This is a genomic window from Alkalithermobacter paradoxus (assembly GCA_002029295.1).
In the GTDB taxonomy this organism is placed as follows: domain Bacteria; phylum Bacillota; class Clostridia; order Peptostreptococcales; family Peptostreptococcaceae; genus Alkalithermobacter; species Alkalithermobacter paradoxus.
Genome location: MZGW01000001.1, coordinates 262,933 through 279,481, shown reverse-complemented (window position 1 = coordinate 279,481; position 16,549 = coordinate 262,933). Strand labels below are relative to the sequence as shown.

Sequence of the window (16,549 nt, the reverse complement as noted above, 5' to 3'; positions counted from 1 at the left end):
CCTCCTCAAATACAGATTATCATATAAATATAAGCCCCTGATATCAGAGGCTTATACTATATATTATGCGTTTGCAGTAGCTTCTTCACCTAGCATTTTAGCTAAATCTGCTTTTGCATCTGTGCTTATTAATTGTAAATTAAATGTATCTTGAAGTACACCAAGCACTCCAGGAGTTATGAATTTAGGTGCAGAAGGTCCTACATACATATTCTTAACTCCAAGACTAAATAGTCCAAGTAATATAGCTACAGCTTTTTGCTCAAACCAAGATAATACTATTGTAAGTGGTAAGTCATTTACTGTGCACTCAAAAGCATCCGCAAGTGCTAAAGCTATTTTCACAGCTGAGCCTGAGTTGTTACATTGACCTAAATCTATATATCTTGGTATATTTGTTCCTGGAACTGTTCCAAAGTCTATATCATTGAATCTGAATTTACCACATGAAGTTGTTAAAAGCACACACTCTTTTGGTAAAGAGTGAGCAAGCTCTCTGTAATAATCTCTTCCTTTTGTAGGAGCATCACATCCTGCTATTACAAAGAATCTTTTGATTTTACCTTCCTTTACTGCATCTATTATTTCAGGAGCTATGCCTAAAACTGTGTGGTGATGGAAGCCAGTAGTTAAAGTTTTATCTGACTCAATATTAGCTTTTGGAAGTGATAAAGCTTTCTCTATTATTGGAGTAAAGTCATTATTTACTATTTTTGCTACTCCTTCAAGCCCACAAGTCCCGTAGGTCCAGAATCTGTCTGAATAGCTTCCCTTAACTGGCATTAAGCAGTTTGTAGTACCAAGTATTGCTCCTGGGAACTCTTCAAATAATTTTCTTTGATCGAACCAAGCTTTACCAACATTACCTTTTAAGTGAGAATATTTTTTAAGCTCTGGATACCCATGAGCTGGAAGCATTTCTGAGTGAGTATATACATTTATTCCTTTACCTTCTGTTTGTTTTAGCAACTCTTCAAGTGCATATAAGTTATGTCCTGTAACTAATATGCAGTGTCCTTCAACCTTATCTTGAGAAACTTTCACAGGAACTGGAACGCCAAGTCTTTGAGTATGTGCTCTATCTAATAAATCCATTACTTTAACTGTTCCTTGACCTACTTTCATAGCCATATCTATATGCTCTTTTAGATTGAAGTTAGAATTTGTTAAAGTTGCGTATAAAGCTTCATGTGCTATTGCATCAACTTCAGGATCTATCATACCAAGTTCTCTTGCATGAGTTGCGTAGGCTGCAACACCTTTAAGACCAAATACTATTATATCCTGAAGACTAGCTATGTCAGGATTCTTTCCGCATACACCAAACTTTGTACATCCATTAGCTGGTGTTTGCTCGCATTGATAACAAAACATTGGATTAGACTCATTTGTTTTTACTTCTTCTTTACCATTTTTAAATAAACCAAACATTTTTCATATCCCCTTTCAAGTAATTTGTTTTTTCTTATGAGTCTAATATACTTTAGTTTTGGTTTATTTAATGTGACTCAAATCACTAATTGAAAAAATTTATGATAAATTATTTGGATAATACTATCTAATAATCAGTTTTATTAGATGATATAGTACGAAAAACGGAAAAAGTATTATTTTTATTAATAAATTTAACATATTATACCTCCTCGTATAATAAACTTAATAAATTATTATCTATTACTACTGATCATATAGCCATTTTCATTGAAATTTGATCTTTTAGATAAAATATATGTAACAAGTACAGCAGCTATTACTCTACTTCCTAATAATATAAATCCATTTGATCCTACAGCTATAAATATAAGAGTATCCTCAACAACTGCATGACAAATTATTAGAAAGTTGACCATTAAAAAAATATCTCTATTGCTTATATCCTTTTCTTTAACACTTTGTATTATAACTCCAGCACCGTATGATATTCCAAATATAGTTCCAACCAATATAGGAAGAGTTGTATCTTTTGATATTCCAAAAAAATCACTTATAAATTTAAAAAAATCTGATATTTTATCTAATATAGAATAGTTTTTCAGTATTTCTAAAACTATCATAGTAGGGATAACTATAATAGCTATTGAATAAACAGATCTAAAACTACCTGTAAGCCCTTCTTTTATAATATCTACCATAATATTCCCCCTAAGTTTCCTATTATTATTCCAAATATCAATGCTAGTGTTATTCTTGTAGCTAAAACTATTGAAGATTTTATTCCCAACTTTTTTGTAACTGCAGTTTCCACTAAAAGCGAATGAGAAAATCCTAACATAACTGCAAGTGTTGTAGCTTCATACCCGTTTAGTGATATAGCACTCATCGCTCCAATTGCAGCATACAAATTAAGTACATTGCCCAAAACCAAAATTATAGCAGCTTCTCCTGGCAAATTAAAAAGTGCCATAAGTGGCCTAAATAAACTTGCAATCCAATTAATCACAGGTGTGTATTTTAAAATAGTTACAAATAAATATACAGGAATTATAACTTTTGAAAGTATCCATGTTGTTTCTATTCCTTTTTTAAAACCATTTTTTATAGATTCTAAAAACATATATATCTCCTCTCGTTATTTTTTTTGCTTTAATTATTTTTCTATAAAAACTGCTAAATTCCTTGATTTTTTTATCAATTTTTATTTGGAAAAGTTTACGAAGTATCATAAATCAAAAAAATGAAAAAATAATATTGAGTATAATATATTTAAGGAGGTTGTATAATGAAAAGAAATGATAAAGATCATAATGTAAATACAAATAAAAGTCTAGGCGTTGAAAATGCTCGTAGAGTAGAAGATTTAATAAATATTGTAGATAAATATACTCGTACTGAAAGACATCTTGAGCAACATTCAGACATAGCTTCTCCTGAACAAATTCGTCATGCTCAGGAAATTCAACGTGAAAGAAAGGAACAAATGGAAAACCTTAAGAATATAATAGCTTATGGAGAGCACGCTAATGCTGATACTCCTCTTGAAAATCTAAAGAAAAATTATGAGTACACCCAGGGTTACTTAGAACATAATGCTGATCACTTAGATTCAGAAACTATAGAGAAAATTAAAGAAAAACAACAGCATAGAAAAGATCAAATGAAGTTTATGTAATAATTAGTTGATTTATTTATAATATTATGTTATAAATAAATATATAGGTGATGGAGTTCACCTTTAACTATTGCAATTTTGCAATTAATGACTCCTACTTGGACATAATCTAAGTAGGGGTTTTTTTGTTTTTGAAAATTATTTCATAAAAGGAGTGAAATTATGGCTTTGAGTCTCGCAACAATAATAGTGTTAGGTTTAATTTCTAGTAGCATTTTTACAAAACTTAAGCTTCCAGGCCTTTTAGGTATGCTTATCTTAGGGGTAATCTTAGGACCTTTCGGTCTTAACGTTATAAGTAATGATATATTGTCAATTTCTTCAGATCTTAGAAAGATAGCTCTAATAATTATACTTCTTAGAGCTGGATTGGGAATAAAAAAAGATACTTTAAAAAAAGTAGGATCTTCTGCTATAAAGATGAGCTTTATACCTGGGCTGTTTGAAGGATTTACTATAATGTTAGTTTCTTATTATCTGCTCAATTTATCTATAGTTGAAGCAGGTATGCTAGGGTTCATAATTGCTGCCGTATCACCTGCTGTTATAGTTCCTCAGATGTTAAATTTTATTCAAAATAGAAAAGGTGAGAAAAATGGTGTTCCTACAATAATATTAGCAGGAGCATCTATAGATGATGTTGTTGCTATAACTTTATTTTCAACTTTCCTTGGTCTATATGGAAATGAAAAAATAAATATAGCTAGAAAAATATTTGATATTCCATTATCTATAATACTAGGTATACTGCTTGGTGTAGTAGTTTCAATAATTTTAGTTTATTTGTTTAAAAAATTTGATATAAACGATACGAAAAAAGCTCTAGCAGTTTTAGGATGTGCTATATTCCTAACTAGCATAGAAAGCTTTCTTGAAAATATAATTCCAATAGCTAGCTTACTTGGAGTTATGGCTATAGGCTTTATGATACTTGAGAAATCTCCTGATATAGGAAAGATACTATCTAATAAATTTAATAATATATGGATATTTGCAGAAATCTTATTATTTGTTCTGGTAGGAAGCCAAGTTAATATATATGTTGCTTTTGAATCCGGAATGTTAGGGCTTTTAATAATAGCTTTAGGCTTAGTTGGAAGAAGCTTGGGAGTGTTTGTTTCACTTTACAAAACTAATTTAGATTTTAAAGAAAAATTGTTCTGTGTAATATCATATATACCAAAAGCTACTGTTCAAGCAGCTATAGGTGGTATTCCTTTATCATTAGGAGTAAATTCTGGTGAGGTTATACTTGCTATTGCTGTTTTATCTATAATAATAACTGCACCAATTGGAGCAATAGGTATAAAACTATCTGGTGAGAAATGGCTTTAAGGATAGCTAAGCTATCCTTATTTAATATCTATATTTTCATTTATGACTTTATATATATTGCTCATCATATCATTAAACTCTTTACTAGCTTTTAAAAATCTATTTATTTCTGGAATTTTATACATACTTTCAAAAGTCTTATTTAATTGTGCAGCTTTTCGCTGCATATCCTTTTGGGATATATTTTGTGAATACATTTCCATCTGCATTTTCTGAAATTCTTCTAATTTTTTCTTTAATTCTTTATTTTTATCTATTACACTTTTAGATTCTCTAAGTTCAATAAATTCTTTACTCTTTTTTATCAAATCTCCTAATTCTTTAGCCTTTTGATGTATACTCACTCACTTCACCCCTTTATTAAATATTCGCTAACATTATATTCTATATATATCTTCTTTGTTACAACAAAAAAAGCGGAGAAATAATTTCTCCACTTTTCTATTTATTTTTTATTGCTGCCTGAGCTGATGCAAGTCTTGCAATAGGTACTCTATATGGTGAGCAAGATACATAGTCTAATCCTACTTTATGACAAAATTCAACTGAAGAAGGCTCTCCTCCATGCTCCCCACATATACCTAGTTTTATATTTTCTCTTTCAGATTTACCAAGCTGAGATGCAATTTTTATAAGTTTTCCTACTCCTTTTTCGTCTAAAACTTGGAATGGGTCTTTTTCGAATATCCCTTTATTCTCATACTCTGCAAGGAATTTATTAGAGTCATCTCTAGAAAATCCATATGTCATTTGCGTTAAATCATTAGTTCCAAAGCTAAAAAACTCTGCTTCCTTAGCTATGTCATCAGCTGTAAGTGCAGCTCTTGGAACTTCTATCATAGTTCCAATTAAATAATCTATTTTGATATCTGATTTATTTAGAATATCAACTATAACATCTTTTATTATATTCTTGATGTATCTAAGTTCATTTACATCTCCTATAAGAGGTATCATTATTTCAGGTTTTACATCTATTCCTTCTTTTTTAACCTCTATTGCTCCTTCAATAATAGCTCTTACTTGCATTTCATATATTTCTGGATATGTTACACAAAGTCTACATCCTCTATGTCCTAGCATAGGATTAAATTCTTCTAAGTCTTCCACTCTCTTTTTAAGATCATCATAAGAAATACCCATACTATTTGCAAGAGATCTTATATCTTCTTCTTTCTTAGGTAAAAACTCATGAAGTGGTGGATCTAAAAGTCTTATTGTAGTTTCTCTTCCTTCCATAGCTTTAAATATCCCTATAAAATCTTCCTTTTGTATAGGTAAAAGCTTATCTAAAGCTTCTTTTCTTTCATACAGATCTTTTGCTATTATCATTTTTCTAACAAGAGGTATTCTATCTTCTTCAAAGAACATATGCTCAGTTCTGCAAAGTCCTATACCTTCCGCTCCAAATTTTACAGCAACTTGTGCATCTTTAGGAGTATCAGCATTAGTCCTAACTTTTAGTTTTCTAACTTCATCTACCCACTTCATTAAATCCTCAAATTTTCCAGTTAATTTTACCTCAACTTTTGGTATATCCCCTGCAAATACACTACCTAAAGATCCATCTAGTGATATATATTCTCCTTCTTTTATAACTACATCTCCTACTCTAAACTGCTTATTCTCTTCTTCAACTTTTATATCTGAACAACCTGCAACGCAGCATTTACCCATTCCCCTTGCAACAACAGCTGCATGAGATGTCATTCCACCTCTTGCAGTAAGTATTCCTTCACTAGATACCATTCCCTCTATATCTTCTGGAGATGTTTCTAGCCTAACAAGGATTACCCTTTCTCCTTTTGATTTCGCTTTAACTGCATCTTCAGCAGTAAAGTATACTTTTCCTGAAGCTGCTCCAGGAGATGCGGGTAATCCTTTAGATAGTAGTTTGGCATCTTTTAGAGCCTTTTCTTCAAAGTTAGGGTGAAGAAGTTGATCTAACTGTTTTGCATCTACTCTTAATATAGCTTCTTCTTTGCTTATAAATCCTTCATTTGCCATATCAACAGCTATATTTATAGATGCTTGAGCTGTACGTTTTCCATTTCTAGTTTGCAGTATATATAGATTTTCATTTTCTATAGTGAACTCTATATCCTGCATATCTTTATAGTGGTTTTCTAAAATTTTAGTTATCTTTTCGAATTCTCTGTAAGATTTTGGCATTATATCTCTAAGTCTATCTATAGATTGTGGAGTTCTGATTCCTGCAACAACATCTTCACCTTGTGCATTTATTAAAAATTCTCCGAATAACTTATTTTCTCCAGTAGATGGGTTTCTAGTAAATGCAACTCCAGTTCCCGATGTATCTCCCATATTACCAAATACCATAGATTGAATATTAACTGCTGTTCCTAAGTTATGAGGTATATCATGCAATTTTCTATAAATAACAGCTCTTGAATTATTCCAAGAATCAAATACAGCCTTAACAGCAAGGAATAATTGTTCTTTAGGATCACTTGGAAATTCTTTTCTCATTTCTTTTTTGTATGTATTTTTAAATTCATTTACTACAAATTTAAGATCATCTACACTTAAATCAGCATCACTTTCATACCCTTTTTCCTCTTTTACTTTCTCTAAGACGCGCTCAAATTTATACTTTGGAACCCCCATTGCCACGTCAGAAAACATCTGAATAAACCTTCTGTAACTATCATATGCAAATCTTTCGTTATTTGTTTTATCTGAAAGTCCTTTTACAGTTTCTTCATTAAGACCTAAATTTAATATTGTATCCATCATTCCAGGCATAGAATGAACTGAACCTGATCTTACTGAAAGTAGTAAAGGATTATTACTATCTCCAAATTTTTTGCCTAAAGTTTTTTCTAAATTAGAAAGCTTTTCAATTATTTCATCTTTCAGTTCTTCCCATAAAACTTTATCTTTTTCGTAATAGGCGTTGCAAGCACTTGTAGTAATAGTAAATCCTGGTGGTACTGGCAGGCCTATTTTAGTCATTTCAGCTAAATTTGCACCTTTTCCACCTAAAAGACTTTTCATTTCTTTTGATCCTTCACAAAAATCATAAACATACTTTTGCATATGGTTACCCCCTGATATTAATTATTTTCTATCTTTATAAAGTTCAAGACCATGCTCTTTCATTATTTCTAAAATTAATCCTGCTGTTTCTTCTATAGCCTTTGTAGCTACATTTATAACTGGGCATCCTAATTTTTTCATAATCTCTTCTGCATACTCTATTTCTTCTAATATTCTTTCCATAGATGCATAGTTTGCATTACTTGAAAGTCCTAAAGCTTTTAATCTTTCTTGTCTTATTTCATTTAATTTATCAGGCGTATTTGTAAGTCCTACTATTTTCTTTGAAGGTATCTCGAATAATTCTTTTGGCAATGGCGATTCTGGTACTAAAGGTATATTTGCAACTTTTATATTTTTGTTTGCTAGATACATGCTTAAAGGTGTCTTTGATGTTCTAGATATACCTATCAAAACTAAATCTGCTTTAGCTAAACCTCTTGGATCCTTTCCATCATCATACTTTACAGCAAATTCCATAGCATCAACTCTTCTGAAATACTTTTCATCGAGTTTTCTTATAATTCCAGGCTCTCTTAGAGGTGTCAAATTTGTTTTTGAAATTATAGCATCCATTACTGGATTTACCAAATCTATATTAGGTATATTTTCTTCCTTACAATACTCTTTAACGTAGTCTGCAAGTTCTAAATCAACTAACGTATATAACACTATAGCATTATCTTTTTTGCATTCTCCTAAAATTTCTTTTAGGAAACTCATATCCAAAACATATGGATATCTTCTTACTTCATAGTCTTTTATGTCAAATTGACTAACTACAGCTCTTGCCACTTGCTCTCCTGTTTCTCCTAGAGAATCTGATATTATGTATATAGCTAATCTTTCCATACATTACCCCCTACTATGCCTTTAACTTCCACTAAATTCTAAGAATAATCTTGTTATATTTGTTTTTGAAATTCTACCAACTACCTTGTAATGCTCTTTCCCATCTATAATCTCTAATTCTGTAACAGGCAAGCTATCCACTTCATGATCTATTATTTTTCTTGCAGCTTCTACTACACTTTCATTAGGATAAGTTACAACTATATTAGGCATTCTAGTCATTGTTATGCCTACAGGTATTTTGCTTATTTCAGATCCTCCTATTGCATTTTTAAGAAGATCTTTTCTTGAAACTACCCCAGATAGATATCCTTTATTCGTTACAAATATACTTCCTACATTTTCTAAGAACATTGTAACTATAGTATCATATACTGTGGTATCTTCTGTAACAAGTATAGGTAGACTCATTATGTCTCCTACATTTTTTGAATTTATTTTTTTAGAAATTAAATTATTCTCATCTACTCCCGAGTAAAAGTACCCAACCTTTGGTCTAGCGTCCAAAATTCCCGACATTGTTAGTATTGCCAAATCTGGCCTAAGTGTTGCTCTAGTAACTCCGAGAATGGAAGCTATTTGCTCACTAGTAATCGGTTCATGCTCTTTTACTATATCTATTATCTTCGTTTGTCTACTGTTTAGCTGGATAGGAACCACCTCTTTAAAATGTGTTATACTATATTATATAGTATATTATATATCTTAGATTTTAGAATGTAAATATTTTTTATGAACAAAGTCTCTCTTTGAAAGATTTAAAAAAGAAGACTTTGTTGAAACACATTACGTAAATTATGATTTACCCACAATTTATTAAAGTGCATAATTTCCTATGTATTATAATAAAGCCGAGCTAAAAGCTCGGCTTTGTTTTATTTATAAACTATTTTAGATAAATCACATATAGACAACATAGTGTTGCTTATTTGTCTTAAAAGAGCAAGCCTATTATTTTTGATTTTTTCATCTTTATCCATTATCATAACTGTATCAAATAATGTATCTATAGGCCCTTTCAAGCTTATAAATTCATCTAATGCACCAGAATATTTCTTTTCTTTTATTAAAGCCTCAACATTTTGTTTTACAGTTTTGAACATATCATATAAAGCTTTTTCCTCTGCTTCTACAAAATATTCTTCATTTATACAGTCCGAAGTGGCATTTTCTGCTAAAGATGATACTCTATTGAATGCAGTAAGTATTTCTACAATCTCTGCTTTTTCTATCCATGAGTTAAGCTCTTTAGCTCTAGTATACATATTGGCTATATCATCTATATTTAAGCTAAGTACAGCATCTATTACATCGTATCTAATGCCCATCTCATTAAATAGATTCTTAATTCTCTGATTGAAGAAATCTATAATCTCTGACACAACTTTTTCTTCATTAAATTCTAAGTTGTTATAATTATCTAAGGCCATTATCACTATATCTTTTAGGCTTATAGCTATATTCTTATCCATTATTATGTTTATTATTCCTAAAGCCTGTCTTCTTAGTGCGTACGGGTCATTAGATCCGCTAGGTTGAATTCCAATAGCAAAAAATCCTGCTATAGAATCTAATTTATCAGCTATAGATAATACAATACCTGCATTAGTTTGTGGAAGTACATCACCTGAAAATCTAGGTAAATAGTGCTCGAATATAGCTTGTGAAACTACTTCTTTCTCTCCACATAACTTAGAGTATTCTCTTCCTATAACCCCTTGAAGTTCAGTAAATTCAAATACCATATTTGTTACTAAATCTGCTTTACAAAGTTTTGCACTTCTTAATATATCTTCCTTATCATTAGAGTATCCTAAGATTTCAGTTAAGCTATCTGATAGATTTTCTATTCTTACTGCTTTATCATATATGGTTCCTAACTTTTCTTGGAATACTACATTTTTTAGTCCATCTATATAGCTTTCTAAATGCTTTTTAGTATCCTCTTTGTAAAAGAATAATGCATCTGCAAGCCTTGCTTCAAGAACTTTTTCATTACCTTTTTTAACATTTTCTATTTTGTAATCTATACCATTTCTAACCGTTATAAAGTTAGGTAAAAGCTCTCCATTTTCTTTTAGAACTGGGAAATATCTTTGATGCTCTTTCATAGGAGTTATTATAACTTCTTTAGGAAGTTTTAGATAATCTTCCTTAAAATCTCCATAAAATGCTGTTGGGTATTCTATTATATAATTAACTTCATCTAATAAATCTTCATCTAACATAAGACTTCCATTTAGGCTTTCTGCAACTTTAAGGCACTGACTCTTTATTAATTGTTTTCTTTCATTTTGATCTAATATTACATAGTTTTCTCTAAGCTTTGATGAATACTCATCTATAGAATTAATTACTATGTTATTGCTTCCAAGGAATCTATGTCCTCTTGTTATATTTGATGACTTTATTCCTTCTATTTCAAAGTCTATAGTATCTTGTCCATATAAAGACAAAATCCATCTTATAGGTCTTGGGAATTTTAGATTCTTTCCACCCCAACGCATAGACTTAGGGAAGTTTATAGATCTTATTATATTAGGAAGAATTTCTTTTAATACTTCCTTAGTTTCTTTTCCTTGCTCCATTATTGTTCCATAAACATACTCTTCTTTACCTACTACTTTGAAAGATAAATCTTCTAATTTTAAACCTTTACTTCTCATAAATCCTTCTAAAGGTTTTGTAGGATTTCCATCATTATCAAATGCAATCTTTTTCGAAGGTCCCTTAACTTCTTCTTTCAAATCTTTTTGTTTTTCTTCAAGACCTTCTACTATAAGAGTAAGTCTTCTTGGAGTTGCATATACATTTATGTCTCCAAACTCTAGTCTATTTTCATTAAATAGCTTCTTTGCCCCTTCTTTCATTTGATTCAAAGCACTATCTATAAACCTTGCAGGTATTTCTTCAGCACCTATTTCAAATAATAAGCATTTACTCATTATTTTTGCCTCCCTTCAGCAAAGGGTATCCCATTTCTTCTCTTTGTTTTATGTACTCAGCAGCTACACGCTTTGCCATATTTCTTACCCTTCCTATAAATCCTGCTCTTTCGCTTACTCCTATTGCTCCTCTTGCATCTAATACATTAAATGAGTGTGAACATTTTAATATGTAGTCATAAGCAGGCATAACTAAGCCTTTTTCTATTAACTTTTTAGCTTCTTCTTCATATGTATTGAAAAGATTAAGTAACATGTCTACATTTCCTTCTTCAAAGCTATATACAGAATGCTCATACTCTGCTTTTTTGAATATGTCTCCATACTTTATCCCTTGTGTCCATTCTAAGTCAAATACATTGTCTTTTTCTTGCAGATACATAGCAAGCCTTTCAAGTCCATAAGTTAATTCTGCCGACTCAAGTTCACAGTCTATACTACCTACTTGCTGAAAATATGTAAATTGAGTTATTTCCATTCCATCAAGCCATACTTCCCATCCAAGTCCCCAAGCTCCGAATGTAGGATTCTCCCAGTTATCTTCTACAAATCTTATATCATGCTCATCAGGGTTTATTCCTATAGCTCTTAAGCTATCTAGATATAAATCTTGAATATTCTCAGGAGATGGCTTTAGTATTACCTGAAACTGATGATGTTGATATAGTCTATTAGGATTTTCTCCATACCTTGCGTCAGCTGGCCTTCTTGAAGGTTCTACATAACAAACTTTCCAAGGCTCAGGTCCAAGTGACCTTAAGAAAGTCTGCGGGTTCATAGTTCCTGCTCCTTTTTCACTGTCATAAGGCTGCATTACTATACAATTTTGTTTAGCCCAATAATTTTGAAGGGCAATTATCATATCTTGAAAATTCATCATATTCCCTCCTTTGCACATTTAAAAATTAAAGCCCTTCGCTCCTTGCGAAAGGCTAATATATTAAATGCTTAAGTTTTAATTTAGCAAATTAACATTTATTTGTCAAGGTCTATAGGCCCTTCTTCTTTAGCTTCTTTTATTATTTCTTCAGTTATATCTTTATCTTCTTTATTCTTTTTAAAATGCATTTTCTCTTTCATTTCATTTATTTTTTCTTCTGTTATTTCACTTAAATCTATAGACTCACCATCATCTTTTATTATTTTTAGCTTATAGTTAGTAACCATAGCTGCAGAAACTCCTATTATAGATGCTACTGGAGCTATAACAAGGCCTATTGCTCCGACAGATACAGGAAGATTTAATATAACATCTCCTTCTCTTTCTAGTATTACCCTTGTTATATTTCCTCTTTTTAGAGCTTCTCTTAATTTGTCAATTAATTCATTTCCTTTTTCATTAATTCCTTTAAATACTTTCTTATTTTTCTTTTCTAGATAGATTAAAGCTTCTATTACGTCTCCATTTGAATTAATTAATGCTTCTTTTGCTTCAGCATAGCTTACTTCTGTTCTCTCTAGAATCTGATCGATTTTTTCTAATGTAATATCCATACAATCACTCCTAATCTTTTAAATTTTCTAAAAAATTTAATGATTTTAAGTTCAAATTGTCAACATACTCACCTAAATATCTTTTTAGTATTTTTCTTAGTTCTTTAATAAGATATTTAGAAACTTTTGCCTTGCTACTTATTATTATGTCATTTAACAATATGTATTCCATTAATTTTAATGTAGTTGGATCTATTTTTTGTAAAGTTGTAATTATCTGCTGACAATTGACACATATAGCTCCACCTTCTATCACGCTAAACTTGCTATTTATTAAGTTATTATTGCCACAGTTAGCACATTTTGATACCTCTGGCTTATATCCTATATAATCCAAAAATTTCAGTTCAAATATTGCAGTAATGTATTCTAAATCTCTTTCTCCTTTTGAATATAAATATAGGGTCTTAATAAGTAAATCAAAGAGTCTGTTGTTAGTTTGATTCTCTAATGTTACAACTTCTACTAGTTGAGTTATATATGAGGCATATGATAGTACAGATATTTCTTTTGATAAATTATAAAAATTGTATTTTATATCACATTGATTTATTTTATACATAGATGCCGATTTATATAAAGAAAAATTAGAATAAGCAAAAACTTGAGTTGCTGATAATAAATTGCTTTTAGGTCTTTTAGCTCCTTTAGCTACTGCTGAGATTTTGCCAAGTTTTCTTGTGAATATAGTTAATATAGCATCAGCTTCCTCAAACTTTCTGTTTCTTAAAACTACTCCTTCAGTATTTATTAATGTAAGCATCATTTATCTCCCTTGTATTCTCTTCATGTTCAGAATCTTCCTCATTAGAAGAATTAAGTTTAAGTAAATAAAGATATGCTTCAATATCTCCTGTTTGTTTAAAATAATTCCAGAAAAAATTTTGCATATTAAAAAACCCCCTCTCACCATTTAAATATATTTTTGGTAAGATGGGGAATACTATACATAGAGTTTTTTGGAAAATATAATAATTTTATTCTCTATATCCAAAATTCCTTATATAGTTTTCACTTTCTCTCCATTTTTCCTTAACTTTAACCCAAAGCTGAAGATAAACTTTAGATCCTAAAAGTCTTTCAATATCTTCTCTGGCCGCTTTTCCTATTCCTTTTAATTTCTTACCATTTTTACCTATGATAATGCCTTTATGAGAATCTCTTTCGCAATATATTGCAGCAGATATATCTATAATATCTCCTTCTTTTCTTTGCTTCATAGTTTCAATCTCAACAGCTACTCCATGAGGAATTTCTTCATGGATATAGTGAAGGACTTTCTCTCTTATTAGCTCTGATACTAATACTCTTTCTGGTTGATCTGTTAACATATCACTTGGGAAATATTGAGGCCCTTCTGGGATATATTTTTTTACTACATCAATCAAAGTATTCACATTAGCTCCTTTTAATGCTGAAACAGGAACTATTTCAGTAAATACTCCTTCTTTGTTGTAGTTATCTACAATTTCTATTAGCTCTTCTTTGTTAAGGTTATCTATTTTGTTTATAACTAAAATAATAGGCGTTTTAACTTTCTTTAAATCTTCTATAATTCTTCTATCTCCAGGTCCTATGGTTTTAGAATCATCTACCACAAACAACACCAAATCTACGTCGTTTAAAGTGCTTGTAGCAGCTTTTACCATGTACTCACCTAATTTATTCTTAGGTTTATGTATTCCAGGTGTATCTAAAAATACAATCTGAAAATTTTCATCTGTGTATACAGATTGTATCTTATTTCTTGTAGTCTGAGGCTTATCGCTCATTATAGCTATTTTTTCACCTATTACTCTATTCATAAGCGTAGATTTTCCTACATTAGGTCTACCTAAGATACTTACAAATCCTGATTTAAACTTCACTTTATCACCTTCTAGATTATTTTTGTAGATCTACTCCTGAAAAACACTTAGGAAGTAAGTCATCTATAGTAAATACTGTATGTTTTCCTTTTGACTCTCCAACTATCACTTTGATATCTCTTCCAAATTCTAAAATAACTTGTCTACATATACCACATGGATAAGTTTCTCCTGGATTATCACTGCTTATTGCTATAGCTTCAAACTCTTTATCTCCTTCAGATACAGCCTTAAATATAGCAGTTCTTTCTGCACAGTTTGTTCCACCATAAGATGCACACTCTACATTACATCCTGTGTATATTTTACCAGATTTAGTTAAAAGAGCAGCACCAACATGAAATTTAGAGTACGGAACGTATGCGTTTTCCTTAGCTTTTTCTGCAATTTCAAGTAATTTTATTGTGTCCATTTTTATATCCTCCTTAATCTCTCACATTTACGATTCCACCTGATACTATAAGTTTTAGAGTTTCCTCTACTGTCATATCTAAATATATAATATCCTCTTTAGGTACCATAACAAGCATACCTGAGGTAGGATTTGGTGTTGTAGGTATAAATACAAATGCTAGTTCTTCATTCATTTCACATTTCAAAAAGTTTGGTACATCTGATGTCATAAAACCTAATGTATATATTCCTTTAGATGGATATTGAACTATTACTGTATGTTTAAAATTTTCCCTTTTTTTGCTTGTAAACGCTTCCGTAACTTGCTTAACAGAAGAATATACAACCCCAGCTAGTGGCACTTTATACAATATCTCCTCAAGGAAATTGAATATTTTTTTTCCTAATACATCAGTTACAAATATACCAGTTATAAATATTAATAGAATAGTAATTACAAATCCTATCCCATATAAAGGAAATCCAATAAATTTTTCTAAGGGTTCTCTAAATATTGAATCTATTTTGTTAAAGAGCCAAAATATAAGAGACAAGGTTATAGCAATTGGAAGAATTGAAAAAGTTCCTGTTATAAAAATATTTCTTAAGTCTGTAAAATTTATATTTTCGTAATTCTTTCTATTTTTCATTTCCAATCCTCCTCCCCAATTTCCCTTAAAATATAAGTTCATTGAAATGCCACTAGGATTTAGAGTGAGCATTTTCCATTATATCAAATATTTTTGTTTTATCCAAGAAATATTTTTGAAGTAATGTTAAAAATTCTATTAAACGAAACTTAATTGAAATATGAATATAGTTACTAGTATTCCCAGTATAGCCCCTACTATAACCTCAGTTGTACAGTGTATCTTAGCTTCTATTCTACTTTGACCTACAAGCACTGCAAGTAAATATGTTAATGTTGAAACTAACATTTCTTCAGATATAAAAGTTACTGCAGTAGCTACAGAAAAAGCAAGTGCTGAATGACCACTTGGCATTCCACCTCTTAGGTGTGTCCCTTTTCCTGTCAAGGCTTTACCTACTAAAACAAATATAAGTACTATCAAAATAGCTATAACTGTTATGTGAATTTCTGATTTTCTTATTTTATTCAAAAGCATGTGAGATAAAGGATTTATTCTGTCAAAAAATATTATATATCCTACTACTACCGAGTTTAAAGATGCTATAAGTACAGCTCCAGCTGCTACATCTTTTGCTATTCTAGCAAGCTCATGATATTTATCAGTAAATAGATCTATTGATTTTTCTATAGCTGTATTTATCATTTCAGAAATTACAACAAGAGAGATTGTAATAAACAAGATTATCATTTCAAGTCTTGTAATATCAAAAAAGAGACTCATAAACAAAACTATAACACCTATTAAATAATGTATTTTCATATTCTTTTCATTCTTTAAGGTGTATATTATTCCATCTATGGCACGATTAAAAGCCTCTATTATTGTAGTTTTTCTCATACT

The 16,549-nt window shown here is 30.5% G+C and carries 18 protein-coding genes and 1 riboswitch; of the genes, 2 read left to right on the top strand and 16 right to left on the bottom strand.

Annotated features, from left to right (window positions below):
• Window positions 1–63: 63 nt before the first annotated feature.
• The 3 genes from hcp to CLOTH_RS01460 form a co-directional block, all read right to left on the bottom strand.
• Window positions 64–1,431: a hydroxylamine reductase gene (gene hcp, locus CLOTH_RS01470; RefSeq protein WP_079410500.1), complete on the bottom strand. Its 1,368-nt coding sequence runs from the start codon at window positions 1,429–1,431 to the stop codon at window positions 64–66.
• 236 nt (window positions 1,432–1,667) lie between these two features.
• Entirely contained in the window at window positions 1,668–2,132 is a 465-nt protein-coding gene (locus CLOTH_RS01465; RefSeq protein WP_079410497.1) for a nucleoside recognition domain-containing protein, read from the bottom strand.
• Window positions 2,126–2,554 (bottom strand): nucleoside recognition domain-containing protein, encoded by a 429-nt coding sequence (locus CLOTH_RS01460; protein WP_079410495.1) that lies wholly within the window; start codon window positions 2,552–2,554, stop codon window positions 2,126–2,128. Before CLOTH_RS01460 ends, CLOTH_RS01465 begins: the two co-directional genes overlap by 7 nt.
• A 165-nt stretch (window positions 2,555–2,719) precedes the next feature.
• On the opposite strand from CLOTH_RS01460, the gene CLOTH_RS01455 reads away from it, so the two are divergent.
• Entirely contained in the window at window positions 2,720–3,109 is a 390-nt protein-coding gene (locus tag CLOTH_RS01455) for a hypothetical protein (RefSeq protein WP_079410493.1), read from the top strand.
• Window positions 3,110–3,146: 37 nt separating this feature from the next.
• A riboswitch (Fluoride riboswitch) is annotated at window positions 3,147–3,213 on the top strand.
• 58 nt (window positions 3,214–3,271) lie between these two features.
• Window positions 3,272–4,444 carry a cation:proton antiporter gene (locus CLOTH_RS01450; protein ID WP_079410490.1) on the top strand — a complete coding sequence of 391 codons (1,173 nt, stop codon included), beginning with the start codon at window positions 3,272–3,274 and terminating at the stop codon, window positions 4,442–4,444.
• 17 nt (window positions 4,445–4,461) lie between these two features.
• On the opposite strand, the gene CLOTH_RS01445 is transcribed toward CLOTH_RS01450, so the two are convergent.
• From CLOTH_RS01445 to CLOTH_RS01385, 13 genes are all read right to left on the bottom strand, one after another.
• Window positions 4,462–4,788 (bottom strand): YlbF family regulator, encoded by a 327-nt coding sequence (locus tag CLOTH_RS01445; RefSeq protein WP_079410488.1) that lies wholly within the window; start codon window positions 4,786–4,788, stop codon window positions 4,462–4,464.
• 97 nt (window positions 4,789–4,885) lie between these two features.
• Complete coding sequence (gene ppdK / locus CLOTH_RS01440; RefSeq protein WP_079410485.1) at window positions 4,886–7,504, bottom strand: pyruvate, phosphate dikinase; 2,619 nt, start codon at window positions 7,502–7,504, stop codon at window positions 4,886–4,888.
• A 21-nt stretch (window positions 7,505–7,525) separates the two neighbouring features.
• Complete coding sequence (locus tag CLOTH_RS01435; RefSeq protein ID WP_079410483.1) at window positions 7,526–8,356, bottom strand: pyruvate, water dikinase regulatory protein; 831 nt, start codon at window positions 8,354–8,356, stop codon at window positions 7,526–7,528.
• Between the two features lie 21 nt (window positions 8,357–8,377).
• Window positions 8,378–9,016 carry a helix-turn-helix transcriptional regulator gene (locus tag CLOTH_RS01430; RefSeq protein WP_079410481.1) on the bottom strand — a complete coding sequence of 213 codons (639 nt, stop codon included), beginning with the start codon at window positions 9,014–9,016 and terminating at the stop codon, window positions 8,378–8,380.
• Between the two features lie 215 nt (window positions 9,017–9,231).
• Complete coding sequence (gene glyS / locus CLOTH_RS01425) at window positions 9,232–11,301, bottom strand: glycine--tRNA ligase subunit beta (protein ID WP_079410478.1); 2,070 nt, start codon at window positions 11,299–11,301, stop codon at window positions 9,232–9,234.
• Window positions 11,294–12,178, bottom strand: a complete 885-nt coding sequence (gene glyQ, locus CLOTH_RS01420; protein WP_079410476.1) for a glycine--tRNA ligase subunit alpha — start codon at window positions 12,176–12,178, stop codon at window positions 11,294–11,296. Before glyQ ends, glyS begins: the two co-directional genes overlap by 8 nt.
• Window positions 12,179–12,276: 98 nt before the next feature.
• The gene (locus CLOTH_RS01415) at window positions 12,277–12,795 is read right to left on the bottom strand and encodes a DUF4342 domain-containing protein (RefSeq protein WP_079410474.1); all 519 of its coding nucleotides are present in this window, start codon (window positions 12,793–12,795) and stop codon (window positions 12,277–12,279) included.
• A 10-nt stretch (window positions 12,796–12,805) separates the two neighbouring features.
• Window positions 12,806–13,558 carry a DNA repair protein RecO gene (gene recO, locus CLOTH_RS01410; protein WP_079410472.1) on the bottom strand — a complete coding sequence of 251 codons (753 nt, stop codon included), beginning with the start codon at window positions 13,556–13,558 and terminating at the stop codon, window positions 12,806–12,808.
• Window positions 13,536–13,685 (bottom strand): YqzL family protein, encoded by a 150-nt coding sequence (locus CLOTH_RS01405; protein WP_079410469.1) that lies wholly within the window; start codon window positions 13,683–13,685, stop codon window positions 13,536–13,538. The genes recO and CLOTH_RS01405 overlap by 23 nt, the downstream gene beginning before the upstream one ends.
• An 87-nt stretch (window positions 13,686–13,772) precedes the next feature.
• On the bottom strand, window positions 13,773–14,663 hold the full coding sequence (gene era, locus CLOTH_RS01400) for a GTPase Era (protein WP_079410467.1): 891 nt from the start codon (window positions 14,661–14,663) through the stop codon (window positions 13,773–13,775).
• Window positions 14,664–14,679: 16 nt separating this feature from the next.
• Window positions 14,680–15,075, bottom strand: coding sequence for a cytidine deaminase (locus tag CLOTH_RS01395; RefSeq protein ID WP_079410464.1), 396 nt, complete (start codon window positions 15,073–15,075; stop codon window positions 14,680–14,682).
• Window positions 15,076–15,088: 13 nt separating this feature from the next.
• The gene (locus tag CLOTH_RS01390) at window positions 15,089–15,706 is read right to left on the bottom strand and encodes a DUF502 domain-containing protein (protein WP_158080435.1); all 618 of its coding nucleotides are present in this window, start codon (window positions 15,704–15,706) and stop codon (window positions 15,089–15,091) included.
• A gap of 138 nt (window positions 15,707–15,844) precedes the next feature.
• Window positions 15,845–16,546: a diacylglycerol kinase gene (locus CLOTH_RS01385; RefSeq protein WP_079410460.1), complete on the bottom strand. Its 702-nt coding sequence runs from the start codon at window positions 16,544–16,546 to the stop codon at window positions 15,845–15,847.
• Between the last annotated feature and the right edge of the window lie 3 nt (window positions 16,547–16,549).

Coding starts and splice junctions, on each gene's coding strand:
- hcp (WP_079410500.1), bottom strand. CDS start 1,431: ATGTTTGGTTTATTTAAAAATGGTAAAGAAGAAGTAAAAACAAATGAG.
- CLOTH_RS01465 (WP_079410497.1), bottom strand. CDS start 2,132: ATGGTAGATATTATAAAAGAAGGGCTTACAGGTAGTTTTAGATCTGTT.
- CLOTH_RS01460 (WP_079410495.1), bottom strand. CDS start 2,554: ATGTTTTTAGAATCTATAAAAAATGGTTTTAAAAAAGGAATAGAAACA.
- CLOTH_RS01455 (WP_079410493.1), top strand. CDS start 2,720: ATGAAAAGAAATGATAAAGATCATAATGTAAATACAAATAAAAGTCTA.
- CLOTH_RS01450 (WP_079410490.1), top strand. CDS start 3,272: ATGGCTTTGAGTCTCGCAACAATAATAGTGTTAGGTTTAATTTCTAGT.
- ppdK (WP_079410485.1), bottom strand. CDS start 7,504: ATGCAAAAGTATGTTTATGATTTTTGTGAAGGATCAAAAGAAATGAAA.
- CLOTH_RS01435 (WP_079410483.1), bottom strand. CDS start 8,356: ATGGAAAGATTAGCTATATACATAATATCAGATTCTCTAGGAGAAACA.
- glyS (WP_079410478.1), bottom strand. CDS start 11,301: ATGAGTAAATGCTTATTATTTGAAATAGGTGCTGAAGAAATACCTGCA.
- glyQ (WP_079410476.1), bottom strand. CDS start 12,178: ATGAATTTTCAAGATATGATAATTGCCCTTCAAAATTATTGGGCTAAA.
- CLOTH_RS01415 (WP_079410474.1), bottom strand. CDS start 12,795: ATGGATATTACATTAGAAAAAATCGATCAGATTCTAGAGAGAACAGAA.
- recO (WP_079410472.1), bottom strand. CDS start 13,558: ATGCTTACATTAATAAATACTGAAGGAGTAGTTTTAAGAAACAGAAAG.
- CLOTH_RS01405 (WP_079410469.1), bottom strand. CDS start 13,685: ATGCAAAATTTTTTCTGGAATTATTTTAAACAAACAGGAGATATTGAA.
- CLOTH_RS01395 (WP_079410464.1), bottom strand. CDS start 15,075: ATGGACACAATAAAATTACTTGAAATTGCAGAAAAAGCTAAGGAAAAC.
- CLOTH_RS01390 (WP_158080435.1), bottom strand. CDS start 15,706: ATGAAAAATAGAAAGAATTACGAAAATATAAATTTTACAGACTTAAGA.
- CLOTH_RS01385 (WP_079410460.1), bottom strand. CDS start 16,546: ATGAGAAAAACTACAATAATAGAGGCTTTTAATCGTGCCATAGATGGA.